Source organism: Streptomyces hygroscopicus subsp. hygroscopicus, from assembly GCF_030269125.1.
GTDB lineage: Bacteria > Actinomycetota > Actinomycetes > Streptomycetales > Streptomycetaceae > Streptomyces > Streptomyces hygroscopicus_C.
The window spans coordinates 38,887-65,194 of the sequence record NZ_BSSM01000015.1 but is presented as its reverse complement, the minus strand read 5'-3'; the positions used below and the strand labels follow the sequence as shown (position 1 = coordinate 65,194).

Genomic DNA, 26,308 nt, shown 5'->3' with positions numbered 1-26,308 from the left:
GCCGCCACGGCGGTTCCGTACGACGCGAGGGGCCCGGCCACCGATGCGGTGACCGGGCCCCTGCGCGTGTGTACGCCCCTTACCGGGCGGCCTTCTTGGCGGCCGAGAACGCGGCGAAACCGGCGATCCCGAAGAACAGGAAGGTCAGCGGGTCGGCGTCCGCCTTCCAGGCATCCTGCACCAGGCCGAAGTGGCCGAAGAAGACGTCGGTGAAGTTCACGCCGAGCGCCTTGGCGCCGATCATGGCCTCGCCCACCAGCTGGCCGAAGTACACCGAGACCAGCGCCAGCACCACGGAGGCGACCGGCAGGACGGCGTTGCGGCCGCCCGCCTTGCCCGCCGCGAGGCCGACGACGAAGCCGACGCCCACGGCCGCGTAGCCGATCTCGTGCTTGGTGGCGCCGATGATGAGGCCGTAGAGACCGGCGGCGACCACGGCGGCCACCACCGCGGCGAGCAGGCCGAGGGCCGGGTTGCCGCGGACCGGCGCGGGCGCGGCGGGGGCCATCGGCCCGGTGGCGCCGAGGCCCGGCTGCGGCGGGTACGGTGCCTGCGCCTGCTGGGCGTACGGGTTGGCGCCGACCGGGCCGGACTGCGGCGGCTGCGGCGGTGGTGCTGACTGGCTCATGACAGAAATCCCCCCGTGCTGTGGCACAACTGGATGAGGTGGAACGGAAGACCAGCTCGTACTTGTGTGCGGCAGGTCCGGGGGAGACTAACAGGCAGGGCCGACAACGCCCGGGTCGTTTTTCCTATCGTGATCTCGTGCGAGGTTTCGGCGTCCCGCTCCTCAGAGCCGGTGCGCCGATCCCGTGGGGGTGGCTCCCCGGGTGTCCAGGAGCAGTTGGGCCTTCACCGACAGACCCTGGAGGTCGTAGGTGCGGTGCTGCTGGAGCAGGATCGTCAGGTCGGCGGCCGCGGCGGCCTCGTAGAGCGAGTCCACGCGCGGGACCGGGCGGTCCAGGACACTCCACGCGGGCACGTAGGGGTCGTGGTAGCTCACGGACGCGCCCAGTTCCATCAGGCGGACGGCGATCTCCCGGGCCGGGGCGCCCTGCTGGTCGGCGAGGTCCGCCTTGTAGGTCACGCCGAGCAGCAGCACGCGCGCGCCCCGGGCGGACTTGCCGTGCTCGTTGAGGAGGGTCGCGGCGCGCTGCACGACGTACCCGGGCATCCGGCTGTTGACCTGCTGGGCCAGTTCCACCATGCGCAGGGCGCGGCTCGTCTGCCCGGTGAGGTCCTGCGGGACGGCGTGGCCGCCGACCCCGGGGCCCGGCCGGAACGCCTGGAAGCCGAACGGCTTGGTCTCGGCGCAGCGGATGACGTCCCACAGGTCGACGCCGAGTTCGTGGCAGAGCACGGCCATCTCGTTCACCAGCGCGATGTTGACGTGCCGGAAGTTGGTCTCCAGGAGCTGCACCGCCTCCGCCTCGCGCAGCCCCCGCGCGCGGACCACCTTGTCGGTGAGCCGGCCGTAGAAGGCGGCGGCCGACTCGGTGCAGGCGGGGGTGAGGCCGCCGATGACCTTGGGGGTGCCGGCGGGAGTGTGCGCGCGGTTGCCGGGGTCGACGCGACTGGGGGAGTAGGCGAGGTGGAAGTCGCGGCCCGCGCGCATGCCGGAGCCCTCCTCCAGCAGGGGGCGCAGGAAGTCCTCGGTCGTCCCCGGCGGCACGGGCGACTCCAGGATGACGGTGGTGTGCGGGCGCAGCCGTCCGGCGAGGGCGCGGGCGGCGGCCTCGACCTGGCCGAGGTCCGGGCCGCCGTCGGCGCCGCGCGGGGTGGGCGCGCAGATCACCGCGGTGCGCACCCGGCCGAGCTGGGCGGGGTCGGTGGCGCGCCGGAACCCGGACGCGTGCATCCGGCGCAGCTCGGCGGGGCTCAGCGGCCCCGCCTCGGGTCCGGTGGCATAGCCGAGTGTGGGGATGCCGGCGGCCACCGCGGCCTGGGCGAGCGGCAAACCGTAGGGGCCGAGTCCGATGACGGCGAGGTCTGCGGGCATGGCGTGGGCCGTCCTTCCCAGTAACCGAAGTGGAACGGGTGCGCAACCGCTGTGGACAGGATGAGCGAGCGCACTGTCACACTAGGAGTAAATATGACCGTTATGTGGGATTCTTCTCGTGTGTCTCCCGGGGGATGTGCGCTGGTTATCCACAGGTCGCGGGTGCGTGGTGGCTGAAGTCGGGCAAGCCGGTCAGAATCTGGGCATGAGGTGGTGGTGACCGGGCCTCGCCCTCCGGGTGCGGCCGACGCGAGCGAGTCAGCGACAGCGGGAGGCAGCGGTGAGGACAGCGACTCTGGGACCGGTGCAGCGCGCCGAGGCACTGGCGGCGATGGCCGAGCACGAACTGGACGTACTGGTGATCGGCGCCGGGGTGGTCGGGGCGGGCACCGCGCTGGACGCCGTCACCCGCGGGCTGACCACCGGCCTGGTCGAGGCCCGGGACTGGGCCTCCGGCACCTCCAGCCGCTCCAGCAAGCTCGTCCACGGCGGCCTGCGCTATCTGGAGATGCTCGACTTCGCGCTCGTCCGCGAGGCGCTGAAGGAGCGCGGCCTGCTCCTGGAGCGGCTCGCCCCCCACCTGGTCAAACCGGTGCCGTTCCTCTACCCGTTGCGGCACCGCGGCTGGGAGCGGCTGTACGCGGGGTCCGGTGTCGCGCTCTACGACGCGATGTCCATGGCCCGCGGCCACGGCCGGGGCCTGCCCGTGCACCGGCACCTGAGCCGCGGTCAGGCCCTGCGCGTGGCGCCCTGTCTGCGCAAGGACGCCCTCGTCGGCGCCCTCCAGTACTACGACGCCCAGGTGGACGACGCCCGCTTCGTGGCCACCCTGGTGCGCACGGCGGCGTCGTACGGCGCGAAGGTGGCCAACCGGGCGCGCGTCACCGGCTTCATACGGGAGGGCGAGCGGGTCGTCGGCGCCCGGGTGCAGGACGTCGAGGGCGGCGGGGAGTACGAGGTGCGCGCCCAGCAGATCGTCAACGCCACGGGAGTGTGGACCGACGACACCCAGGCCATGGTGGGCGAGCGCGGCCAGTTCCACGTCCGTGCCTCCAAGGGCATCCACCTGGTCGTGCCCAGGGACCGCATCCACTCCACCACCGGACTGATCCTGCGCACCGAGAAGTCCGTCCTGTTCGTCATCCCCTGGGGCCGGCACTGGATCGTCGGCACCACCGACACCGACTGGGACCTCGACAAGGCCCATCCGGCCGCGTCCAGCGCCGACATCGACTACCTGCTGGAACACGTCAACTCGGTGCTGGGCGTGCCGCTCGGGCGCGACGACGTCCAGGGGGTGTACGCGGGACTGCGGCCGCTGCTGGCCGGCGAGTCCGACGCCACCAGCAAGCTGTCCCGGGAGCACACGGTGGCCCATCCGGCGCCCGGCCTGGTGGTCGTGGCGGGCGGCAAGTACACCACCTACCGGGTGATGGCGAAGGACGCCGTCGACGAGGCGGTGCACGGCCTCGACCGACGCGTCGCCGACTGCGTGACCGAGGAGACCCCGCTGCTCGGCGCGGAGGGCTACCAGGCGCTGTGGAACGCGCGGGCCCGCATAGCCGCCCGCACCGGGCTGCACACCGTCCGGGTGGAGCACCTGCTGAACCGGTACGGCTCGATGGCCGAGGAGATCTTCGACCTCGTGGAGGGGGACCCCGCGCTCGGCCAACCGCTGGGCGCCGCCGACGACTATCTGCGCGCCGAGGTCGTCTACGCCGCCTCGCACGAGGGCGCCCGGCACCTGGACGACGTCCTCACCCGGCGCACCCGCATCTCCATCGAGACCTTCGACCGCGGCACCCGCAGTGCCCGCGAGGCCGCCGAGCTGATGGCACCGGTCCTCGGCTGGGACAAGGACCGGATCGAACGCGAGGTCGCGCACTACGAGAAGCGCGTGGAAGCCGAACGCGAGTCCCAACTCCAGCCCGACGACCAGACGGCGGACGCGGCGCGGCTGGGGGCGCCGGACATCGTGCCGCTGAGTTGAGGGTGGGGGTGGGGCGGGAGGTTGTGGGCGGGGGTTGTGGTGGCTGCTGTCGCTGTCGCTGTCGCTGTCGCTGTCGCTGTCGCTGGCCGTTGGCCGTTGGCCGTTGGCCGTTGGCCGTTGGCCGTTGGCCGCTGGCCGCTGGCCGGGTGTCGGGTGTCGGGGACGGGGGACGGGGGACCGGATCGGCGTGGCGAGGGGGCGTCGGGCGGCAGGTGGCTCGGTGGAGGAGGGGGTGGGGCGGGAGGGGGAGGGGGAGGGGGGAGGGCCCCCCGAGGGGTGAGCCGGTTTCGGGGTGGTGTCCGGCCCCCGGCGCAGTGGTTTGGGTGGGTGTGACCGGAGGGTCGGCACCAGGGGTCGCCGGGTTCTCACGGGCCGTCATGCCGGGCGGGGGAAGGGCGGCTTCGGGGAGGTCCGGGGAGGGCCCCACGGCGTGGAGCACTTGTCGGGTGAGAGACAATGGAGGCTCTGTCAGGGCGGGTTGCATGAGGGGACGCATGTCGGAGGCGGATCGGGCGGGGACACCTCGTCAGGAGACTCGGCAGGGCAAGAGCGGACGGCGTCTCCTCGCCGGGCGGTACCGGCTGGGAGACGTGCTGGGCCGCGGCGGCATGGGCACGGTCTGGCGCGCCGAGGACGAGACCCTCGGCCGCACGGTCGCCGTCAAGGAACTGCGGTTCCCGACGAACATCGACGAGGAGGAGAAGCGGCGCCTGATCACGCGCACGCTGCGCGAGGCCAAGGCGATCGCCCGGATCCGCAACAACAGCGCGGTGACGGTCTTCGACGTGGTCGACGAGGACGACCGGCCCTGGATCGTCATGGAGCTGGTGGAGGGCAAGTCCCTCGCCGAGGTCATCCGCGAGGACGGCGTGCTGGAGCCCAGGCGGGCCGCCGAGGTGGGCCTCGCCGTGCTCGACGTGCTGCGCTCCGCCCACCGCGAGGGCATCCTGCACCGGGACGTGAAGCCGTCCAACGTGCTCATCGCCGACGACGGCCGCGTCGTCCTCACCGACTTCGGCATCGCGCAGGTCGAGGGCGACCCGTCCATCACCTCCACCGGCATGCTCGTCGGCGCCCCCTCCTACATCTCCCCGGAGCGCGCCCGCGGCCACAAGCCGGGCCCCGCGGCCGACCTGTGGTCGCTCGGCGGGCTGCTGTACGCGGCGGTCGAGGGCGTGCCGCCGTACGACAAGGGCTCCGCGATCGCCACGCTCACCGCGGTGATGACCGAGCCGTTGGAGGAGCCCAAGAACGCGGGCCCGCTGCGGGACGTCATCTACGGCCTGCTCACCAAGGACCCGGCCGAACGGCTCGACGACGCCGGGGCGCGGGTGCTGCTCGACAAGGTGATCCACGCGCCCGAACCGGAGCCGCTGGACGCCACCCGGGTCGTACCGCTGCCGGTGCAGCCGGGCAACGGCGAGGGAAAGCGGAGCGAGGAGGCCGCCGAGAAGCTGCGCGGCGCGCTGCGGTCGGTGCGCAAGGCGGCGGGGGCGGCCGGGGCCGCGTCCGGTGCCGGTACCGCTTCCGCGGCGGCCCCCGAAGCCGCCGCCGTGCCGAGCTCCGCCGGGAACCCGCCCGGCGACAAGGGCAACGCCGGAGCGGCCAAGCCCAGTTCGGGCTGGCCGGTCATGCCGCCGCCGGATCTGGACCTGCCGCCGCGGCCGGTGCCGCGCGCCTCGCTCACCGATGTGGTGCCCAGACGCACGCTGGTGATCGTCGCCGTGGTGGTGGCGCTCGCGGTGATCGGCACCGTGCTGGCCGTCGCCCTCGGCGGTGGCGACGACAAGAACGGCAAGGGCGCCGCCCGGTCCACGGCCGGTGCGAGCGCGTCCGCCGAGGGCGGCCACGGCACGTCACCGGGCAGCGGTACCCGTACGGACGGCGGGAGTTCGGCGCCCACCGGGTCCGGGACGGGAACGGGTTCCGCGACGGACCCCGGCGCGAGCGCGTCCGCCTCCGCCGGGAGCGCGCCGGTCGTCTCCACCCGCAAGGGCGGGCAGGGCTACTCGATCGGGCTGCCCAAAGGGTGGTCGTACCAGTCCAACGGATCGGCCGGTGACCGTTACACCGGTCCCGACGGGCAGAAGCTGCTCGTCGCCTGGACCGGCACGCCGAAGGACGACCCGGTGGCGGACTGGAAGAGCCAGGAGCACTACATGGTGCGCTCGCAGTACCACCGGATCCGGATCGAGAAGGTGGACTACCGCAGCTGGAACACGGCCGACTGGGAGTTCACCTACGTCGACGGAGGCACCGGGTACCGCACCATCGACCGTGGCTTCGTGGTCAACGGACACCTCGGCTACGCGCTGATGTACACCGCGAAGGCCGATGACTGGCACGGCGACCTGCGCAAGGACACCTGGCGGACGCTCACCGCGTCCTTCCAGCCCAAGTCCTAGGCTCCGCCCGCCGGTTCATGGCGCCGGAATCGGGCATCCGCGCGGTGCGGGATGCCTCCGGCACGTATCGTGAATGGTTGAGGACCGTACGGAGCCGGATGCCGACGCGAAACGGGCCGTGACGCGAACGGATGTGACAGAACCGGGCGGCCGGGGGAGGAGGAGGCGGAATGGAGGACTACGCGGGCCGGGTACTGGCCGACCGCTACCGCCTGCCGCTGCCGCCGTCCGACGCGTACGAGCTGACCGAGACCCGTGCCTTCGACACCTACAGCGGCCAGGAGGTGCTGGTCCGTCAGGTGCCGTTGCCCGAGGTCGTCGAGGCGGAGGTGCTCGACGCGGAGGGGCTGCCCGAGGGGTTCATCGCGCGCGGGCGCGGGGCGCGTCCGGCGCCGGCCGCGAGGGGTGCGACGCGGCAGCCGACCGAACCCGCGGTGCGGCGCGCCGTCGAGGCCGCGCAGGCGGCGGCCCGTATCCCCGACCATCCGCGTCTCGACCAGGTGTTCGACGTCTTCGCCGAGGGCGGCTCGCTGTGGATCGTCAGCGAGTGGGTCGCCGCCCGCCCGTTGTCCGCGCTCCTCGCCGAGCGCCCTCTCACGCCGTACCGCGCCGCCGAGGTCGCCTCCGACGTCCTCATGGCCCTGCGGGTCCTGCACGCCCACGGCTGGGTCCACCGCAACGTCACCGCCCGCACGGTCCTCGTCTGCGACGACGGCCGTGTGATGCTGACCGGCCTCGCGTCCGGCGCCGCGGAGGAGGCGCTGTGCGGGTACGACCCGGTGCCGGGGACGGAGCAGGACGAGGGCCCCGGCGAACACCCGGCCGGGGCCGTGCCGAGCGCCGTGCCGAGCGCTGGCGTCGTCGCGTCCGGTGCCGCCGACCCCGAGGCCGCGCGGCGGGCTGCCATCCAGGCGCGGGCGGCCGGCGGGCCGGCGGCGCCGGGGGCGGACGGGGCGGCCGGCGGCCCCGAGGCGTCCGGTACGGCGGGGCAGCGGGTGCCGGACAGCGGTGCCGACATCCGTGCCGCGCGCGCCGGGGCGATCGCCGCCTACCGGGCGGGAGCCCGTGCGGCGGCCCGGGTGCAGGAGGCCCGGCAGGGTGAACGCGCCGCGCTGCCCGGGGCCCGGCGGACCCCCGAGGGTGACGGGAGCGCCGACCTGCCGGCCGGGAGCGAGGGGGCGTCGTCGTACCCCCGGGCGCCCCACCCCGGAGGATCCGCCAGGCCCGTCGAGGACGCCGACGCGGCGCGGTCGCCGTACCCGACGGGGCGCGCGCCGTACTCCCCGGGACCCTCGCCGCACGACCCGCGGCCGTTGCCCCACCGCCCCTCCTCGGACCCGGCCGCCCGGTCGCCGTACCCCTCCGTGCCCGCCCCCCGCCCCGACGCCCCGGGCCGCTCCGTCGATCCCTACGGGGTGCACGGTGCCCGGACCCCCGCCCCGCACGGCCTCGAACCAGCCCGGCACGACGCCCCGGCCCCCGCCGTACCGCCGCAGACGCACGCACGCTGGGACGAGGCCGGGCCCGGTGCCCGGCGGCCCGGCGGGGCGCTCGCGGCGGAGCGGGCGCGGCAGGCGCGGATGGCCGTGGTGGGGCCGGTGACCGAGCGGTGGGCGCCGGAGCAGGCCGGGCCGGTGCACGAGAACTGGCAGCTGGCGGCACCGGTCGGCCCCGCCACCGATCTGTGGGCACTGGGCGCGCTGTTGTTCCGCGCGGTGCAGGGGCATGCGCCGTATCCCGAGGAGTCCACCGCGGAACTGGTGCAGTTGGTGTGCGCCGAGCCGCCCGCCTACGCCGAGGAGTGCGGGCCGCTGCGGCCGGTGGTGGAGTCGCTGCTGCGCCAGGACCCCACCGAGCGGCCGGACTTCGAGGAACTGGGCGGCTGGCTGCGCTCGCTGGTGCGGTCCGCGCCCGAGCCGGAGGCCGGTGCGCGCGTGGTGCCCGTACCGCCCGCCGATCCGCGCCGGCTGCCGATCATCCGGCGCCGGGGCGAGCTGGTGCGCCGGCGGCGCCCCGGGCTGCCCGAGTCGCACGCCCGGCACAAGCGGGGCCAGGAAAACGGCAGTTCACCGAACCGCCTGGGCCGGGTCCTGCTCGTGCTGATCCTGCTTCTGCTGGCCGGCGCGGTCGCGTACGCGATGCTGTTCATGCCCCGGCAGCACGCGCGGCACGGGCAGAGCGGGGCCGGCGCGAGCCGTTCCACCGGCCAGGCGAGCCCCGCGCCCTCCCGCTCGCGGCACAGCCCCACCGCCTCCGAGACCCAGACCGGCACCACCTCCTCCGTGCCCGACGGCTTCGCCCTGCGCAAGGACCCCGAGGGCTTCGAGATCGCCGTCGCGAAGGGCTGGACGCGCGTCCCGAAGAACGGCAGCGGCGAAGTCGTCTACGCACACGGCGACTTCGAGCTGATGGTCGTACCCGGGCGGGACGGCGTGTCGACGTACGGCGGCGATCCGATGGCCTACCAGCGGGACAAGGAGCGCGAACTCCAGCCGTACCGCGACTCCAGCTGGGCCACCGCCACCGGGCTGCGCACCATCGAGGTGGGCGGACGGACCATGGCCGAGGGACAGTTCACCTGGACCGACGGTCAGGGCCGTGATCGGTACGTGCGCAACATGGCGATCCTGCTGAACGGGCGGTACCACATCCTCCAGGTCCGCGGCCCGGACGCCGACCGGGACGAGGTGACACGGCTGTACGAGGAAGCTACCGCGACGTACCGCTACACCGGTTGAGCACGGCGTACCCAACCGGCCCGGCCCGGCGCGCCGGTTCCCGTTTCCGCGCGGAAATGACCATCGTCACAGTGCGGTTTCCTTGGGACCCCGCTTGTTCCCTGAGAACGGGCCGGTCCTTAGTCTGACCCTGACAAGAGCATTGCGGGGCAACGTGAATCAGATGCAGGGCCTGCTCATAGCGGGCCGCTACCGGCTTGCCGACTCCATCGGCAGCGGTGGCATGGGCCGGGTGTGGCGTGCCCACGACGAGGTGCTGCACCGGACGGTCGCCGTCAAGGAGTTGACCGCCGCGCTCTACGTCTCCGACAGCGACCAGGCGGTCCTGCTCGCCCGCACCCGGGCCGAGGCGCGGGCCGCGGCGCGCATCAACCACTCCGCCGTCGTCACCGTGCACGACGTGCTCGAACACGACGGCCGGCCCTGGATCGTGATGGAGCTGGTCGAGGGCAACTCGCTGGCCGACGCGGTCAAGGAGCAGGGGCGCATCGATCCGCGCGAGGCCGCGCGGATCGGGCTGTGGGTGCTGCGGGCGCTGCGCGCCGCGCATTCCGCCGGCGTCCTGCACCGGGACGTCAAGCCTGGCAACGTTCTCCTCGGCCGCGACGGCCGGGTGCTGCTCACCGACTTCGGCATCGCCCAGATCGAGGGCGACTCCACCATCACCCGCACCGGAGAGGTCGTCGGCTCGGTCGACTACCTCGCGCCCGAACGGGTGCGCGGCCACGACCCGGGCCCCGCCTCCGACCTGTGGGCGCTCGGGGCGACGCTGTACACGGCGGTGGAGGGGCGTTCGCCGTTCCGCCGTACCTCGCCGCTGAGCACCATGCAGGCGGTCGTCGAGGAGGAGGCCGAACAGCCGCGCAACGCCGGGCCGCTCGGACCGGTCATCTCCGCGCTGCTGCGCAAGGAACCGGAGCGGCGGCCGGGCGCGGAGGAGGCCGAGCAGATGCTCGCCGAGGCCGCGGAGGGGCGGCGGCCCCAGGCCGCCCAGGCGTTCGTGCCGACCCAGAGCACGGGCCTGCACGGCCGCGGGGACACCGGCGGCTACGGCGCCCCGGCCGCGGCGGGTCCGCCTCCGGTCGGCCCGTCGGCCGTCGGGCCGACCGCCGTGGGCCCCGTGCCGGGACACGGCGTGGGAGTGCCCGCGCGCCCCCGGCGCAGGCTGCGCACGCTCGCGCTCGTCGTCGCCGTCGCGGCCGTGCTCGGCGGCGGCGCGGCGGTGGGCTTCCAGGAGTGGAACAGCACCCGCAATGACACGGCGGCGGGCGGCGGCACGGACCCCGGCCCGACCCCCTCGGCGAGCCCCGACGGCGGCCACCGCCAGGAGGGCACCGGCACCGTCCCGGACAGCTGGGAGACCCACCACGACCCGCTGGGCTTCAGCGTCTCCCTGCCCAAGGGCTGGAAGCGCCAGGTCTACAGCATCGACGGTCCCCTGAAGCAGATCGACTACACCCCCGACGGCGGCAAGCACTTCGTGCGCATCTCCATCGACAGCTCGCCGGACTTCGTCGACGCCTACGAACACCAGAAGGACCTCGAACAGCAGCTCCAACGACTCGTCAACTACCAGCGCGTGACGCTGGAGCAGAACGTCTACCGCGACCGGAACGCCTCGCTGTGGGAGTACACCTGGACCGCGCTGAAGAAGGACCCGCCGTACGTGGCGGGCCCGCGGCACGCCGTCGAGGAGACGTACTTCTCGCGCGAGGGCACCGAGTACGCCATCTACATGTCCGGGCCCGCCGCCGACTGGCCGCGGATCGGCAAACAGTTCAAGTGGGTGCTCCAGAGCTGGCAGCAGCCGGCCGCGACGCGCTGAGGGGCCTTGAGCCGAACGGGTGCGCTTTGCGACTGAAACGGCTGAAAACGAGTCACTGAACAGCGTGGCTTGGCCGATCGAGGCCCCGGAGCGGATGGGTCCGTTGCGGCATGATGGGCGCATGGGGACCGAGGGCGCCGACTTCCGGGTGATCGCCGGCCGTTACCGCCTCCAGGCGCGGATCGGACGCGGCGGCATGGGCGTCGTATGGCGGGCGAGCGACGAGTTGCTGGGCCGGCTCGTCGCGGTCAAGGAGATCCTCGCGGACGACTCCCTCCCGGAGGACGACGCACGGCGGCGCCGCGACCGTACGTTCCGGGAGGCGCGCGCGGTCGCGCAGCTGCGGCACCCGCACATCATCGTCGTGCACGACGTGGTCGAGCAGGACGAACGGCCGTACCTGGTCATGGAGCTGATCGACGGCTGCTCGCTCGCCGACCGGATCGCCCGGCACGGCCCGGTGACCCCGGCCGAGGCCGCGCGGATCGGCATCGCCCTGCTCAGCGCCCTGGACACCGCGCACGAGGCCGGGGTGCTGCACCGGGACATCAAGCCCGCGAACGTCCTGGTCGAGTCGGGCACCGACCGGGTCGTGCTCACCGACTTCGGCATCGCGCAGGTCGAGGGTGCCACCACGCTCACCGAGACCGGCTCCTTCGTCGGCTCGCCCGAGTACACCGCGCCCGAGCGGATGTCCGGGGTGCGCACCGGCCCGGAGTCCGACCTGTGGTCGCTGGGCGCGCTGCTGTGCACGGTGCTCAGCGGCGAGTCGCCGTTCCGGCGCGACTCGCTCGGCGGCATCCTGCACGCCGTGGTCGCGGCCGAGATCCGGCCGCCCGTCGAGGCCGAGCCGCTGCTGCCCGTCGTACGGGGGCTGCTGGAGCGCGACCCGGACCGCCGGCTCGGCGCGGCCGAGGCCGAGTGGATGCTCCGCGTCTATCTGGAGACCGGGCGGACCCCGCGGGCGCCGGAGGCGCCGGGTGCGCCGGGTGCGCCGCGCGGGCACCGGCTCGGGATGGGGCGCCCGTCGAAGCCCGTGCCGCACCCGTCCGCCCAGCCGGGCGTGTCGGCCCCGCTGTCCGGCGCGCCCGGGGGCACGGCGGAGGCGGCGTCCGGTCGTTCCTCGACGCGCGCGGTGCTGGTGGTGGCGCTGCTCGTCGCGGCGCTCGCGGCGGCCGGCGGGTCGGCGGCGACGCTGTTCCTCAACCGCGACGAGAGCGGGGGCGGCGGGAGCCCGGGGGGCACGGCGACGACGCCCTCGACCGGGACCGGCACGCGTCCCGCGCCGCCGTCCTCGACCCCGGCCCCGTCCCGTTCCGGCTCCCCGACGCCGAGCCGGGGCCCCGGCACCGCGCCCTCCGGTTACCGCACCGCCCGCGACCCCGCAGGGTTCTCGCTCGCCGTGCCCGACGACTTCACCCGCAGCCCGCAGGGCGAGCGGGTCTTCTACCTCTCGCCGGAGGGGACGTACCGCCTCGGCGTCAAGGTCGGCACGCCCGAGCCCGGCGGCCCGCAGGCGGTGATGCGGGGGCAGGCGGCCGACGGACAGGTCGCCAATCCCGGTTACCGCGACGGCCGGGTCACCCCCACCACGCACGCCGGACGCCCCGCCGCGCTCTGGGAGTTCACCTGGAACGGGTACAGCGCGACGGAGGGCCCCCGGCACACGTACGACCTGTGCTGGGAGGAGTCCGGACGGCTGTACGACGTGTGGGTGTCGGCGCCGGTCGGGAAGGTGCGCGAGGCGCGGGAGTACTTCGACGTCGCGCTGGACACGTTCGCCGCGACCCCCTCCTGACCGCGTGCGGCGGTGCGCCGCGTCACGGGTTCGTGACCGGTGCCGCCTGCCGGTGGCTCGGCGGCGCGACGGCGCGACGGCGCGATAAGGATGGTGCATGAGCAGTGACGGGGGAGCGGGCCGGACGGCCGACGACACGACGAGCTTCGTCCTTCGGCCGCCGAGGCCGCGCACACAGCGGGAGGCGGTACCGGTGCCGGGCCCGGCCGCCGGGGCCGGACCCCTGATCGCGGGGCGTTACCGGCTGACGGCCAGGCTGGGCCGGGGCGGGATGGGCACGGTGTGGCGGGCCCGGGACGAGACCGTGGACCGCGAGGTCGCCGTCAAGGAGCCCCGGGTACCGGACCACCTTCCCGAACGGGAACGCGCCAACGCCTTCGAGCGGTGCGCCGCGAGGCCCGCGCCGCGGCCCGCCTCGACCATCCGGCCGTGGTGCACGTGTACGACGTCGCGGTGGTCGACGGCCGCCCCTGGCGCGTGATGGAGCTGGTGCACGGCCGCACGCTGGGCGAGGTGCTCGACGAGGGCACCCTGGACGCGCGCGAGGCGGCCCGGGTCGGCCTGGAGGTGCTCGGCGCGCCGGAGGCGGCGCACGCTGCGGGCGTCCCGCACCGGGACGTGAAGCCCGACAACGGCGAGATCAGGAACTCGGCGCGGTCCCAGATGTACGCGGACGACGAGGAGTTCCGCGCCCGGGGCGAGTACTCCCTGGACATGCCCGAGGGCGCGAACACGCACCCGGACGACACCACCACCTACAAGGGCCGGGAGGCCGCGCGCGACACGGTCACCTGCACGACCGACGACAGCCGGGACCCGCGCCCCCGCGAACTCCAGGTCTTCTACTACCGCACCCGCTCCGGCGACATGTACAAGCTGGTCGTCGGCTACCCGGGCAAGGGAGACTTCACCGGGCGGGGCCGCGAGGTGGCGAGGACGGCGATCGCGAATCCGGAGGTCCGGAAGCTCTGAGGGACGGGGGCGCCGGGGGCTCGGTCCGGCGGGTCAGGGGCTCGGGGCGCCGGGAGCCGGGGCCGCGTGGACCAGGGGCACCGAAGTCCGGTCGGGCGCCGGGGTGCCGCGGTCCCGGTACCGCCCCGGTGTGACCCCGAACTCCCGGCTGAAGGCGTGCGAGAGGGCGTACGGGCTGCCGTACCCCGTCTCGCGCGCCACCGTCGCGAGCGGCGCGTCGGACTCCCGCAGCCGGGCCGCGGCCAGCGTCAGCCGCCACCAGGTGAGGTAGGCCATCGGCGACCGGCCGACCAGGGCGGTGAAGCGGCGCGCGAGGGTGGCCCGCGAGACCCCGGCCTCGGCGGCCAGCCGCTCGGCCGTCCAGGGGGCCGCCGGATCGGAGTGCAGGGCCCGCAGCGCGGCCGTCGTCACCGGGTCGTTCAGCACCACCGGCCACGCGCCGGTGCGCGCCCGGCCCATCCAGGCGCGCACCATGTAGACGAGGAGCAGGTCCAGCAGGCTCGGCAGCGCGAGACAGCCGCCCGGCCGCTGCTCCTCCAGTTCCCGGGCCAACAGGTCGACGGCGGACCGCAGTTCGGGATGTTCGCCGACCCGGTGCGGCAGATGCACCACCTGCGGCAGCTCCGCCATCAGCGGATGCGTACGGCTGCGGTCGAGCCGGTACTTGCCGCACAGCAGCTCGACCTCGCCGCCGTCCCCGGCGCTCGTCAGCGCGTGCCCCGTCCCGTGCGGCAGAAGTGTCACGTCCCCGGGGCCCAGGGTCACCGGATCGCCGTCGTCACCGTCCCGCAGCAGCCGGCAGCTGCCGCCGAGGACGACATGGAAGCCCGCCCCCTCGTACGGCGGCAGCCGCACCCGCCACTCGCCGCTCACCCGGAGCCGGTCCGAGGAGGGGCTGCCCACCCGCACCGCGGAGATCGCGTCGCTCACCACATCCATGCCGCCCATGAGACGACGGCGTATCCGGATGAGCAAGAAGAGCATGGGGATGCTCACGCCGGGTTCCTAGAGTCGGGGACATGAAGGACGAGCAGGATGTACGGGCATTCGTGGTCGGCGACGTCGAGGTGCTGCAGATCGTGGAACGGCAGGGGCCCCTCGTGCCGGCACGGCGGCTGGTCCCGGACTGCGGGGCGCAGGTGTGGCGGGAGCACGCGGGGGAACTGGTGCCCCGGTACTGGGAGCCGGACCGGGACATGGCCATGCTGGCGGTCCAGACCTGGGTGGTGCGCAGCGGCGGCCGGACGGTGCTGGTCGACACCGGGGTCGGACGGGACCGGGAGCGGCCCGGCAGTCCGCTGTTCCACCGGCAGCCGGGCGATCTCCCGGGACGGCTGCGCCGGGCCGGGGTGGACCCGGCGGAGGTCGACGTCGTCGTGAACACCCACATCCACGGCGACCACGTCGGCTGGAACACCCGCGACGAGAACGGGGAATGGGTGCCCGCCTTCCCGCGCGCCACCTATCTGCTCCCGGCCCCCGACGACCGCTACTTCGGCCCCGAGGGCGGCTACGCGGGCGGTACGCGGGTGGACGACCGGCTGCTGTACGAGGACAGCATCGCCCCCGTGCACCGGGCCGGGCAGGCCGTCGTATGGGAGGACGGGTACCGCGTCGACGAGCATCTCCGCCTGGAGCCCGCCCCCGGGCACACCCCGGGATCGTCCGTGCTGAGGGTCTCCTCCCGGGGCGAACACGCGGTGTTCGTCGGCGACGTGCTGCACAGCCCGGTACAGGTCCTGCGGCCCGGGTGCAACAGCTGCTTCTGCCTCGATCCGCGGCAGGCGGCGTCGACCCGGCGGCGGGTTCTGCAACAGGCGGCGGACGAGCGCGCATTGGTGATCCCCGCGCACTTCCCGGGTACCGGTGTCGTCGAAGTGGGCGAGGGGCGCGGCGGGTTCACGATGCGGCGGTGGGCCGTCTGACCGTCCCGCTTCGACAACGGTGTGGTGCGCGCGGTACTCATGGGACATGGCTGAAGACGGCGAACACCCGCTCGGCACACGTGTGATCGGCGGGCGTTACCGGCTGACCGACCGCCTCGGCACCGGACCCGCCGGAACCGTCTGGCGCGCCTGGGACGAGGGCGACGGGGGGCACGGCCGCGTCGCCGTCAAGGAGCCTTGGCTGCCCGGCGACCCGGCCGGGGACGAGGAGAGCCGACGGCTCGCCCACCGGCTCCACCACGAGGCCCGCGCGGCCACCCGGGTGCGGCATCCGTCCGCCGTCACCGTGTACGACGTCGTCACCGAGGCCGGCGTGCCCTGGATCGTGATGGAGCTGGTGGAGGGCGAGTCCCTGGGCGAGGCGCTGCGCCGCGGCCCCCTGCCGCCCGCCGAGACCGCCCGCATCGGGCTCGCCGTGCTCGGCGCCCTGCGCGCCGCGCATGCCGTGGGCATCGTGCACCGCGATCTGAAACCGGCCAACGTGCTGCTGGAGTCCGGCACCGGGCGGGTCGTGCTCACCGACTTCGGCATCGGGGACGGGGCCGGCGGGGGAGTGCTCGGCGGCGGGGCGGGGGGAGACGGGCCCGGCGGAAGCGGGTCCGGTGCGGGTGTGCTCGGCGGGGGTGGGTCCGGCGGGGGCGTACCCGGCCGGGGTGGGTCCGGCGGCGTACCGGGCAGGAGCGGGTCCGGTGGGGACCGGACCGGTGGGGGCCGGTCCGATGAAGGCGTCTCCTTCGTCGCTCCCGAGCACGCGGCCGGTCCCGGTGCGGGGCCCGCCTCCGACCTGTGGTCGCTGGGCGCCCTGCTGCGCGCCGCTCTCGGCGGCACCGACCCCGGCGCGCTCGGCCCCCTCCTGGACCGGCTGCACGAGGAGCGGCCAGAGGCCCGGCCGGGTGCGGAGCAGGTGGCGGCGGAGCTGCGGGAGTACCTGGGAGTGACGGAGGCGCCGGAACCGGCCGAGGTGCGGGGCGGGCCGGACCCCGGCGCCGTACCGGGGGCGCGGCCGCGGCCGGCCTCCGGGCCGGGGGCGGACCCCGGGCCGCGGTCCGACCCCGGCCCGAGACCGGACCCCCGGCCCGCGCCCCGCCGCCGCACCCCCTTCAGCACCCTCACGCTCTTCCTCGCGAAAAAACCCGCGGGCGACTGATCGGGCGGTTGTTCGACTCGGCAACCCCCTGATCAGGCCGTTTGTTGCCAGCGATCACTGGCAACATGTGAGTGCTCCGTGAATCGTCGTTACCGACGGGTACACAAAGTGTTCGCCGCGGCATACCCTGCGCCTCATGACGGACACGCAGGCCCCGGACATCGCCGGTACCAACCCCCTCGCGCCCTCCCCCGAGGGTGCCCGCACCGCCGCCGACGTGGTCACCCCGGAGCTGGTGGCCCGGCTGACCAAGGGCGTCGCAGGTTCCGGCCGGACCGCCAACCACATGCCGTTCACCGGCGAGAAGCTGGCCGACCTGCCCGAGTCCACCCCCGAGGACGTGCGCAGAGCCTTCGAGGCGGCCCGCGCCGCGCAGGTCGTGTGGGAACGGACCCCGGTGCGGCGGCGGGCCGCCGTCCTGCTCCGCTTCCACGACCTCCTCCTGGAGCGCCAGGCCGAGGTCCTCGACCTCGTCCAGCTGGAGACCGGCAAGGCCCGGCTGCACGCGCACGAGGAGGTGCTGGCCGTCGCCGTCGCGGCCCGCCACTACGGCCGCAAGGCCCCCGCCTATCTGCGCCCCAAGCGGCACACGGGCGCCGTGCCGACCCTGACGAAGGTCACCGAACTGCGCCACCCGCGCGGGGTGGTGGGCCAGATCGCGCCCTGGAACTACCCGCTGGAGCTGTCCGTCGGCGACGCCCTGCCCGCCTTCGTCGCGGGCAACGCCGTCGTGATGAAGCCCGACACCGAGACGTGCCTCACCGCCCTGTGGGCCCGTGACCTGCTGATCGAGGCCGGGCTGCCCGAGGGCGTCTTCCAGGTCGTCATCGGCGAAGGGCCGGTCGTCGGGCCCGAGTTGGTCAAGCACGCCGACTACGTCTCCTTCACCGGCTCCACCCGCACCGGCCGCGAGGTGGCCCAGGGCGCCGCCGCCCGGCTGATCGGCGTCTCCCTCGAACTCGGCGGCAAGAACGCCATGCTGGTCCTGGACGACGCCGACGTCGAGAAGGCCGCCGCCGGCGCCGTGCGCGCCTGCTTCTCCTCCGCCGGCCAACTCTGCATCTCCATCGAGCGGCTGTACGTCCACGAGTCGATCGCCGACGCCTTCCTGGAGCGCTTCGCCGCCCGCACCAAGGCGATGCGGCTCGGCAACTCCCTCGCCTACGGAGCCGAGATGGGTTCCCTGGTCGGCGAGCGCCAGCTGAAGACCGTCGAACGGCACGTGCGCGAGGCCGTCGACAAGGGCGCGAAGGTGCTCGCGGGCGGCGTGGCCCGGCCCGACATCGGCCCCTACTTCTTCGAGCCCACCATCCTCGACGGCGTCGAGGGCTCCATGGCGGTCTGCGAGGAGGAGACCTTCGGCCCGGTCGTCTCGGTCTACCGCTTCTCGGACGTGGACGAGGCCGTCGAGCGCGCCAACGCCACGCCGTACGGTCTCAACGCCTCCGTCTGGACCAAGGACGCCCGCCGCGGCCGCGACGTCGCCGCCCGGCTGCGCACCGGCACGGTCAACGTCAACGAGGGCTACGCCCCCGCCTACGGCAGCGTCCAGTCCCCGATGGGCGGCATGAAGGACTCCGGCCTCGGCCGCCGCCACGGCTCCGAGGGCATCCTCAAGTACACCGAGGCCCAGACGGTCGCCCAGCAGCGGCTGCTGCCGATGGCGCCCTCCCTGGGCATGACGGACGAGGGCTACGCCCGCCTCATGACCACGAGTCTCCGGCTGCTGAAGGCATTCCGGTTCCGTTAGAAACCCCCGTTCTCGACGAGGAGAGCACGTGTCGCAGGAGAAGTCTGTCCAGACCCGGGACGAGAACGGGCACGACGGGGACGGCGCGCATGACGGGTACGACTACGACGTCATCGTGGTCGGCTCCGGCTTCGGCGGGTCCGTGTCGGCCCTGCGCCTGACCGAGAAGGGCTACCGGGTGGGCGTGCTCGAGGCCGGGCGCCGCTTCACCCGGGAGTCGCTGCCGAAGAACTCCTGGGACCTGAAGAACTACCTGTGGGCCCCGAAGCTCGGCATGTACGGCATCCAGCGCATCCATCTGCTGGGCAATGTGATGGTGCTGGCCGGCGCGGGTGTCGGCGGCGGTTCGCTCAACTACGCCAACACCCTGTACGTGCCGCCGAAGGCGTTCTTCGACGACCCCCAGTGGAAGGACATCACCGACTGGCAGGAGGAGTTGAAGCCGTACTACGACCAGGCCAAGCGGATGCTCGGCGTGCGGCTCAACCCGACGACGACCCCCTCGGACGTCCATCTGAAGGCGGCGGCCGAGCGGATGGGTGTCGGCGACTCCTTCCACTTCGCGCCGGTGGGCGTCTTCTTCGGCGACGGCAAGGACGCGGACGGCAGCGCGAAGGCGTCGCCGGGGCAGCGGGTGCCCGACCCGTACTTCGGCGGGGCGGGCCCGGAGCGCAACGCCTGCACCGAGTGCGGCGAGTGCATGACCGGCTGCCGCCACGGCGCCAAGAACACGCTGAACGAGAACTACCTCCACCTCGCCGAGAAGGCGGGCGCGGTGGTCCATCCGATGACCACGGTGGTGTCCGTCACCGACGACTCGCGCGGCGGGTACGCGGTGGCCACCCTGCCGACGGACCGCAGGAAGAAGGGCGCGGGCCGGCTCTTCACCGCGCGCCGGGTCGTGATCGCCGCCGGTACGTACGGCACCCAGACCCTGCTGCACCGGATGAAGGCGAACGGGCAACTGCCCCATGTGTCGGCCAGGTTGGGCGATCTGACCCGCACCAACTCCGAAGCGCTGGTCGGCGCGCAGACCGACGACCGCCGCTACCGCAAGGCGCACGGCACCCCGCGGGCCGACTTCACCCGGGGCGTCGCGATCACCTCGTCGATCCACCCGGACGAGAACACCCACATCGAGCCGGTCCGCTACGGCAAGGGCTCCAACGCGATGGGCGGGCTGTCCATCCTCCAGGTGCCGTACACCGAGGGTTCCTCGCGGGTGCTGGCCTGGCTGGCGAACGCGGCCCGGCATCCCACGCTCGTCCTGCGCTCCCTGTCCAACCGGCGCTGGTCGGAGCGGAGCATCATCGGCCTGGTCATGCAGTCCCTGGACAACTCGCTGACGACGTACCTGAAGCCGGGTGGCGTCGGAAAGGGCCTGCTCACCGCGCGGCAGGGCCACGGCGCGCCCAATCCCAAGCAGATCAGGGCCGCCACCGAGGCCGCCTCCGCGCTCGCCGCCGAGATCAACGGTTTCCCCGGCAGCAACGTCGGCGAGCTGATGGGCACCCCGCTCACCGCGCACTTCCTCGGCGGCTGCCCGATCGGCGACTCGGCCGACACCGGGGTGATCGACCCGTACCACCGGCTGTACGGCCACCCCGGCATCTCGGTCGTGGACGGCGCAGCGGTCTCCGCGAACCTGGGCGTCAACCCCTCGCTGACGATCACCGCGCAGGCCGAGCGGGCCATGTCCTTCTGGCCGAACAAGGGCGAGGAGGACCCGCGGCCGGCGCCGGGAGCGGCGTACGAGCGGCTGAAGCCGGTGGAGCCGCGGTCCCCCGCGGTTCCGGCGGAGGCGTTCGGCGCGCTGCGGCTGCCGTTCCTGGGGATGCCGACGGTGCGGCCGAAGGAGTAGCGGGCGAGGAGGGCCCCCACCGGTGCTCGTGGGCTCCTCTGGTGCGGGCAGGCCGCTTCGGTGTGACCCGGATCACGGAGAATTCTCGGGTGCGGGCACAACCCTCCTCCGTCGTCGCAGATCAAACCTGCTGCCGGATCAAGAGGACGGTGAGGGGACCTGCCTTCGGAGGGGGATGCAGGTCCCTTCTTCCTGTCCGTGAGAGCGCGGTGCACAGGACGGTGCACGTGCGGGTTCCGCCGGCCGGCTCCGGGCGTCCCCGGAGCCGGCCGTTCTCTTGGTGACCGGGCTGCTGTCCCCTGCCGTCCGGTCACTTCCCTGGAGCGAGGTCCCACGGCGTACGGCACGACCCGTACGCCTCATCGCCCCAGCGAGCCACGCGTGGTTCTGTCGGGCCCGCCCCTGGCTGGCACGGACACCCCGCTAACGAAGCCGTGCGCGAGGCGGTCACGCGCCGTACGGGTGAGACGGCGGCCGAACTCACGTCGGATAATCAGCCGGGCTCCTGACCGCTGGGCCGCCGGGCCCGCGGCGGGCTTGGACGGGACCGGGCGCACGGGCGCGGGCGGGGTCAGACGCGCCCCCGGCACAGCTCCAGCAGCGTCATGGCGAGCGTGGTGCCGGGCTTGCCCAGCGCTTCGCGGTAGTGGCCGAGGATCTCCATCTCGCGGGAGAGGCTGACCCGCCGGCCGCCGGAGGAGATGCGGGTCTGCTGCACCACGGCGGAGACGGCCGTCCGCTCCTGGATGAGGCCGATGATCCGGTCGTCGATCGCGTCGATGCGCTCCCGGGCGGCGGCGATGGTCGCCTCGGGCGTCGCGGCCGTCTCTTCGGGGGAGGTGGTGGTCATGTCGGGGGCTCCTGATCGTGAGTGTGGATGCCCCGGAACGGCGGGACCCGGAAAACGACAGGCGCCCCGGGCCTTGTCGGCCCGGGGCGCCTGGTGAAGTCGCTCAAGCGTTTCGCTGAGCAGCACGACCATGGCAACCGGCGGGCCGGATGCCATAGGTAAAGACCAAGGTCGCGTGCTGAAGCATGCGGCCAGTATGCCACGGCCGGTACTGCGGCCGGGCCTCCCGCTCCCCGCGGCCCCCGCCGAGGCCCTCCCGGCTCGGCGGAGGGCTTCGCGCCCGCACCGTTAGACTCGTAGTACAGACCCCCCGCCCGGACCACCAGAAGGCACCCCGTGTCATCAGCGACTCCCACTGCCCCCGACACCGTCCTGGTCGTCGACTTCGGTGCGCAGTACGCCCAGCTCATCGCCCGACGCGTCCGCGAGGCGCGGGTCTACAGCGAGATCGTGCCGAGCACCATGCCGGTCAAGGAGATGCTCGCCAAGAAGCCCGCGGCGATCATCCTCTCCGGCGGCCCCTCGTCGGTCTACGAGGAGGGCGCGCCCAGCCTCGACCGTGAGATCTTCGAGGCCGGCGTCCCCGTCTTCGGCATGTGCTACGGCTTCCAGCTGATGGCGCGGGCCCTCGGCGGCACCGTCGACAACACCGGCGCCCGCGAGTACGGCCGTACCGACCTGCACGTCTCCCGGACGTCCTCCACCCTCTTCGAGGGCACCCCGGCCGAGCAGCAGGTCTGGATGTCGCACGGCGACGCCTGCTCCGCCGCCCCCGAGGGCTTCACGGTCACCGCGTCCACCGACCTGGTCCCGGTCGCCGCGTTCGAGAACGACGAGAAGAAGCTCTACGGCGTCCAGCACCACCCCGAGGTCATGCACTCCACGCACGGCCAGCAGGTGCTGGAGCACTTCCTGTACCGCGGCGCGGGCCTGGAGCCGACCTGGACCACGGGCAATGTGATCGAGGAGCAGGTCGAGGCCATCCGCGAGCTGGTGGGCGACAGGCGCGCGATCTGCGGTCTGTCCGGCGGCGTGGACTCCGCCGTGGCCGCCGCCCTGGTGCAGAAGGCCATCGGCTCCCAGCTGACCTGCGTCTACGTCGACCACGGCCTGATGCGCAAGGGTGAGACCGAGCAGGTCGAGAAGGACTTCGTCGCGGCCACCGGCGTCCAGCTGAAGGTCGTCGACGCCGAGGAGCGCTTCCTGAACGCGCTCGCCGGGGTCAGCGACCCCGAGGAGAAGCGCAAGATCATCGGTCGCGAGTTCATCCGCGTCTTCGAGCAGGCGCAGGCCGAGATCATCGCCGACGAGGGCCCGGCCGTGGAGTTCCTGGTCCAGGGCACCCTGTACCCGGACGTGGTCGAGTCCGGCGGCGGCACCGGCACCGCCAACATCAAGTCGCACCACAACGTCGGCGGCCTGCCCGAGGACCTCGAGTTCAAGCTGATCGAGCCGCTGCGCAAGCTGTTCAAGGACGAGGTCCGGATGGTCGGCCAGGAGCTGGGCCTGCCGGACGAGATCGTCCAGCGCCAGCCGTTCCCGGGTCCGGGCCTCGGCATCCGCATCGTCGGCGAGGTGACCAGGGAGCGCCTGGACCTCCTGCGCGACGCCGACGCCATCGCCCGCGAGGAGCTGACCGCGGCCGGTCTCGACCGCGACATCTGGCAGTGCCCGGTGGTCCTGCTCGCCGACGTCCGCAGCGTGGGCGTCCAGGGCGACGGCCGCACCTACGGTCACCCGATCGTGCTGCGCCCCGTCTCCTCCGAGGACGCCATGACCGCCGACTGGTCCCGGCTGCCCTACGACGTGCTCGCCCGCATCTCGACCCGCATCACCAACGAGGTCCGGGACGTCAACCGTGTCGTCCTCGACGTCACCTCGAAGCCGCCGGGCACCATCGAGTGGGAGTGAGCCTCCCCGAGGCTCAGGTCCGCCTGAGGGTCCGCACCGGCTCTCCCGGCTTCCAGACCTGGACGACCAGATAGCGGTCGTCCTCGACAAAGGTCCTCACGACCTCCGTCAACTCGGTGCGGAAGAGGTGGAACGGCTCCGGCGGTTCCACCTCTTTCACGTACCCGGCCTTCGTCTCCCCGTCCCCCACCTCGTACGCCCGCCCGCCGATCCGCACGTCCCCGCCGGCCATCCCGGTCCCCTCGCCCGGATTGGCCTGGAGCGCGAAGCGCGGATCGCGCAGCAGGTCGCGGGCCTTCAGCGAGCCCGGCATCATGCCGAGCCACAGTTCGCCGGCCCGGAAGTCCGCCTCCAGAGCCGAGGTGCGCGGGGAGCCGTCCCGGCGGAGGGTGGCGAGGACGTGGTGCCGGAAGGCGCCGAAGCGCTCCTCGACGGCCGCGGCGAAATCCGGTTCGGACGTGATGAGGTCTGCCCAGTTCATACCGGCCGAGTGTGCTGCCCGATCCCGACATCCTCTGTCGCCTTTCCCGTCTGCGCGCCATCTTCACGGAACAGCCCTGCCTTTCTGCGCCGACCGGCGGTAACTTCCGGCCGTACAGCCCTACCAGCGCTGGAGGACCTATGGCCGGGCCCACCCCGCCGCTGCCGCTGCCCACCGACCAGCTGCGGTTCGCCATGCCGCCGATGCACGACTCGGTCGAGGACGAGCGACGGCACCGCAAGGAACGGCTCGCCGCAGCCCTGCGGATCTTCGGTCGGAACGGGTTCGAGGACGGCGTCTCCGGCCACATCACCGCCCGCGACCCGGAGTTCGGCGACTGCTTCTGGGTCAACCCCTTCGGCATGCCCTTCAAGCACGTCACCGTCAGCGACCTCGTCCTCGTCAACCAGGACGGACAGGTCGTCGAGGGCCGCTACCACGTCAACCAGGCCGCCTTCGTGGTGCATGCCCAGATCCACGCCGCCCGCCCGGACGTCGTCGCCGTCGCTCACTGCCACTCCGTGCACGGCCGTGCCCTCGCCGCCCTCGGCGAACCGATCGACCCCCTCACCCAGGAGAGCTGCGCCTTCTACGAGGACGCCGCCCTGTACGACGACTACACCGGAGTCACCGTCGACGCCGAGGAGGGCCGCCGCATCGCCTCCGTGCTCGGCTCCCGCAAGGCGCTCGTGCTGCGCAACCACGGGCTGCTCACCGTCGGCGGCTCCGTGGACGCCGCCGCCTGGTGGTTCCTGTCCATGGACCGCTCCTGCCAGGTGCAGCTGCTGGCCCGCGCGGCCGGCCGCCCGGTCCTCATCGACCACGAACTCGCCGTCGCCACCCGCGAACAACTCGGCGGCGACCTCGTCGCCTGGATCAACTACCAGCCCCTGTGGCAGGAAGTCACCCGCAGCGAACCCGATCTGCTGAGCTGAGCCCCGGGGCGGAGCGGTCGGGGGATGACGTCCGAGAGATGACGTCCGGGGGCGGTGACGTCCGGGGGGTGACGTCCGGGGGGTGACGTCCGGGGGCGGACGTGTCAACGCGCTGCTCGACAGTTCACCCGTCAGGATCATGTCGGCGGCTCCCGGGCGATCCCGGTAGGGCACAATTCGCTCTTGAGGCAGGGGAGTTGCACGGCGTCGGGACGGCTCACCGAGGGGCCGGCGGCCGTGCCGCGAGGTCGCGGGGAAGGCGGGCGTCGGACGTGGCGGTGCAGGAGGCGAGAGGGGGCGCGGATGCCGAGGGCGTCCACGAGGGCGGCTGCGGCTGCGGTGACTGTCCGCACGGCGCCCGGGAGGGACACCGGCGGGCCGTCGCCGCGTTCCTGCGGCGCCGCGACGAGTTCGCCGCCGGACAGGGCCTGCCCGCCGCCGTGGCCTACTCGCCCTCGGCCTCGCGTCAGTGGGTCTCCGAGGAACTGACCCAGCGCGCCGAGGCCGTCGCCGAACGCGGCCGCGCCGAGGGCGAGATGTGGCTCACCCGGCTGTGGCTGCGCACCCTGTGCACGGTGTGGGGCGCGGTCGTCGCCCTGCTGCTCGGCGAGGCGCTGACCGCGATCGGCGCGGGCTGGACCACCGCCCGCACCGCCGCCCTGCTCGCCGCCCTCGTCGTGGCCGGTGCGCTGACCGCCGCCTGCTGGTTCCACCGGGCGCGCGGCGGCGCTCTCGCCCCGGTGATCGGCGAGGACCATCGCATGTCCACCTCCCGTTCCGTCGCCGTCTGCTGGGTCCTGTTCATCGGCTACGCCGTCCTGCTGCTCGCCGCCCGGCTGGCCGCCGCCTCCGACCACGCCGAGCGCGACGCGCTCATCTCGGGCCTCGACCTCGCCCGCGGCGCCGGCGTGGCGACCGTCCTCGCCGTGGTGTGCGGCATCGCCGTCCTGGTCCGCCGGGTGGTGGGCCTGCGCATCCTCGCCCAGCGGCTGCAGAAGGTGCCGGCCCACCGCCCGCGCGCCGCCGACCTGCTCACCGACGACTCCGGGCGGGGCGCCTTCACCGACATCCAGTACGTCGCCATCAGCGCCGTCGCCCTGGTCTTCGCCGCCGTACGGCTCGCCCGCCGCCCCGACCAACTGCCCGACCTGCCCTGGGGGCTCGCCGTCGTCGTGCTGATCTCGGCCGCCACCTATCTGGCGGGCAAGTACGCGGAGGGCGGCCGCGCGGTCATCCTCTCCGTGGTCCGCGCCCGCGAACCCGGTGACCTGGACGGGCCGATCCGCACCGGCGACGACATCGAGATCCGCGGCACCGGCTTCGTCCCGCCCGGCGCGGGGGCCGCCGAACGCCTCTCCCGCATGGTCGTCCGCATCGGCGCCGTCGATGTCCACGTCCCGCTGGTCCCGGTCACCGGCGGCTTCCGCAACCCCACGGACACCGTCCTGACCGTCCCCGTCCCGGCCGACGTCGAACCCGGTTCGGTGGAGGTGCAGGTGGTCACCGCGGCCGGCGTGCCGACCAACCGCTACACGGTCCAGATCGCCGAATGAGCGTCCCCCGCCCGCGATCCTCCTCTCATACGAACGCCTGAAATCCGGAAAAATCCTCGGGAGATGATTGAGCGTCTCCTCCTCGTCATACATATGGTCGTGAAAGCGGGAGGGCACGGCAGGGACGGCGGGCGAGAGGCGGCAGGC

The 26,308-nt window shown here is 73.6% G+C and carries 17 protein-coding genes and 1 pseudogene; 13 read left to right on the top strand and 5 right to left on the bottom strand.

Features of this window, described 5'->3' with window-relative positions; all coding sequences use genetic code 11:
• Positions 1–79: 79 nt before the first annotated feature.
• Positions 80–628: a hypothetical protein gene (locus QSK45_RS28540; RefSeq protein WP_285561781.1), complete on the bottom strand. Its 549-nt coding sequence runs from the start codon at positions 626–628 to the stop codon at positions 80–82.
• 162 nt (positions 629–790) lie between these two features.
• Complete coding sequence (locus tag QSK45_RS28535; RefSeq protein ID WP_285561780.1) at positions 791–1,999, bottom strand: nucleotide sugar dehydrogenase; 1,209 nt, start codon at positions 1,997–1,999, stop codon at positions 791–793.
• A 280-nt stretch (positions 2,000–2,279) separates the two neighbouring features.
• Between QSK45_RS28535 and QSK45_RS28530 the strand changes: the two genes are divergently transcribed.
• The 6 genes and pseudogenes from QSK45_RS28530 to QSK45_RS28505 all read left to right on the top strand — a co-directional run bounded on the left by QSK45_RS28530 (position 2,280) and on the right by QSK45_RS28505 (position 13,727).
• The gene (locus QSK45_RS28530) at positions 2,280–3,989 is read left to right on the top strand and encodes a glycerol-3-phosphate dehydrogenase/oxidase (protein WP_285561779.1); all 1,710 of its coding nucleotides are present in this window, start codon (positions 2,280–2,282) and stop codon (positions 3,987–3,989) included.
• 494 nt (positions 3,990–4,483) lie between these two features.
• A complete protein-coding gene (locus QSK45_RS28525; RefSeq protein ID WP_285561778.1) occupies positions 4,484–6,394 on the top strand; it encodes a serine/threonine-protein kinase in 1,911 nt (636 codons plus the stop codon).
• 170 nt (positions 6,395–6,564) lie between these two features.
• Positions 6,565–9,132, top strand: coding sequence for a serine/threonine kinase C-terminal domain-containing protein (locus tag QSK45_RS28520; RefSeq protein ID WP_285561777.1), 2,568 nt, complete (start codon positions 6,565–6,567; stop codon positions 9,130–9,132).
• Between the two features lie 163 nt (positions 9,133–9,295).
• Positions 9,296–10,957 carry a serine/threonine-protein kinase gene (locus QSK45_RS28515; RefSeq protein ID WP_285561776.1) on the top strand — a complete coding sequence of 554 codons (1,662 nt, stop codon included), beginning with the start codon at positions 9,296–9,298 and terminating at the stop codon, positions 10,955–10,957.
• A 121-nt stretch (positions 10,958–11,078) separates the two neighbouring features.
• Positions 11,079–12,755: a serine/threonine-protein kinase gene (locus tag QSK45_RS28510; protein ID WP_285561775.1), complete on the top strand. Its 1,677-nt coding sequence runs from the start codon at positions 11,079–11,081 to the stop codon at positions 12,753–12,755.
• Positions 12,756–12,852: 97 nt separating this feature from the next.
• A pseudogene (locus tag QSK45_RS28505) lies at positions 12,853–13,727 on the top strand (protein kinase domain-containing protein).
• A gap of 33 nt (positions 13,728–13,760) precedes the next feature.
• Here QSK45_RS28505 and QSK45_RS28500 read toward each other — a convergent pair.
• Positions 13,761–14,666, bottom strand: coding sequence for an AraC family transcriptional regulator (locus QSK45_RS28500; protein WP_285561899.1), 906 nt, complete (start codon positions 14,664–14,666; stop codon positions 13,761–13,763).
• A gap of 80 nt (positions 14,667–14,746) precedes the next feature.
• Here QSK45_RS28500 and QSK45_RS28495 point away from each other — a divergent pair, with 80 nt between their 5' ends.
• From QSK45_RS28495 to QSK45_RS28480, 4 genes are all read left to right on the top strand, one after another.
• A complete protein-coding gene (locus tag QSK45_RS28495; protein WP_285561774.1) occupies positions 14,747–15,652 on the top strand; it encodes an MBL fold metallo-hydrolase in 906 nt (301 codons plus the stop codon).
• Between the two features lie 46 nt (positions 15,653–15,698).
• The gene (locus QSK45_RS28490; RefSeq protein ID WP_285561773.1) at positions 15,699–16,820 is read left to right on the top strand and encodes a serine/threonine-protein kinase; all 1,122 of its coding nucleotides are present in this window, start codon (positions 15,699–15,701) and stop codon (positions 16,818–16,820) included.
• Positions 16,821–16,956: 136 nt separating this feature from the next.
• On the top strand, positions 16,957–18,570 hold the full coding sequence (locus QSK45_RS28485; protein ID WP_285561772.1) for a succinic semialdehyde dehydrogenase: 1,614 nt from the start codon (positions 16,957–16,959) through the stop codon (positions 18,568–18,570).
• Positions 18,571–18,598: 28 nt separating this feature from the next.
• Positions 18,599–20,431, top strand: coding sequence for a GMC family oxidoreductase N-terminal domain-containing protein (locus QSK45_RS28480; protein WP_285561771.1), 1,833 nt, complete (start codon positions 18,599–18,601; stop codon positions 20,429–20,431).
• 571 nt (positions 20,432–21,002) lie between these two features.
• Here the strand turns inward: QSK45_RS28480 and QSK45_RS28475 are convergent.
• Entirely contained in the window at positions 21,003–21,281 is a 279-nt protein-coding gene (locus QSK45_RS28475) for a chorismate mutase (RefSeq protein ID WP_285561770.1), read from the bottom strand.
• Positions 21,282–21,617: 336 nt separating this feature from the next.
• Between QSK45_RS28475 and guaA the strand changes: the two genes are divergently transcribed.
• Positions 21,618–23,192: a glutamine-hydrolyzing GMP synthase gene (guaA, locus tag QSK45_RS28470; protein ID WP_285561769.1), complete on the top strand. Its 1,575-nt coding sequence runs from the start codon at positions 21,618–21,620 to the stop codon at positions 23,190–23,192.
• Between the two features lie 13 nt (positions 23,193–23,205).
• Here guaA and QSK45_RS28465 read toward each other — a convergent pair whose 3' ends face one another.
• Positions 23,206–23,673 carry a pyridoxamine 5'-phosphate oxidase family protein gene (locus tag QSK45_RS28465; protein ID WP_285561768.1) on the bottom strand — a complete coding sequence of 156 codons (468 nt, stop codon included), beginning with the start codon at positions 23,671–23,673 and terminating at the stop codon, positions 23,206–23,208.
• 140 nt (positions 23,674–23,813) lie between these two features.
• Here QSK45_RS28465 and QSK45_RS28460 point away from each other — a divergent pair, with 140 nt between their 5' ends.
• Positions 23,814–24,608 carry a class II aldolase/adducin family protein gene (locus tag QSK45_RS28460; RefSeq protein WP_285561767.1) on the top strand — a complete coding sequence of 265 codons (795 nt, stop codon included), beginning with the start codon at positions 23,814–23,816 and terminating at the stop codon, positions 24,606–24,608.
• A gap of 272 nt (positions 24,609–24,880) precedes the next feature.
• Positions 24,881–26,161, top strand: coding sequence for a hypothetical protein (locus QSK45_RS28455; RefSeq protein WP_285561766.1), 1,281 nt, complete (start codon positions 24,881–24,883; stop codon positions 26,159–26,161).
• Positions 26,162–26,308 lie beyond the last annotated feature (147 nt).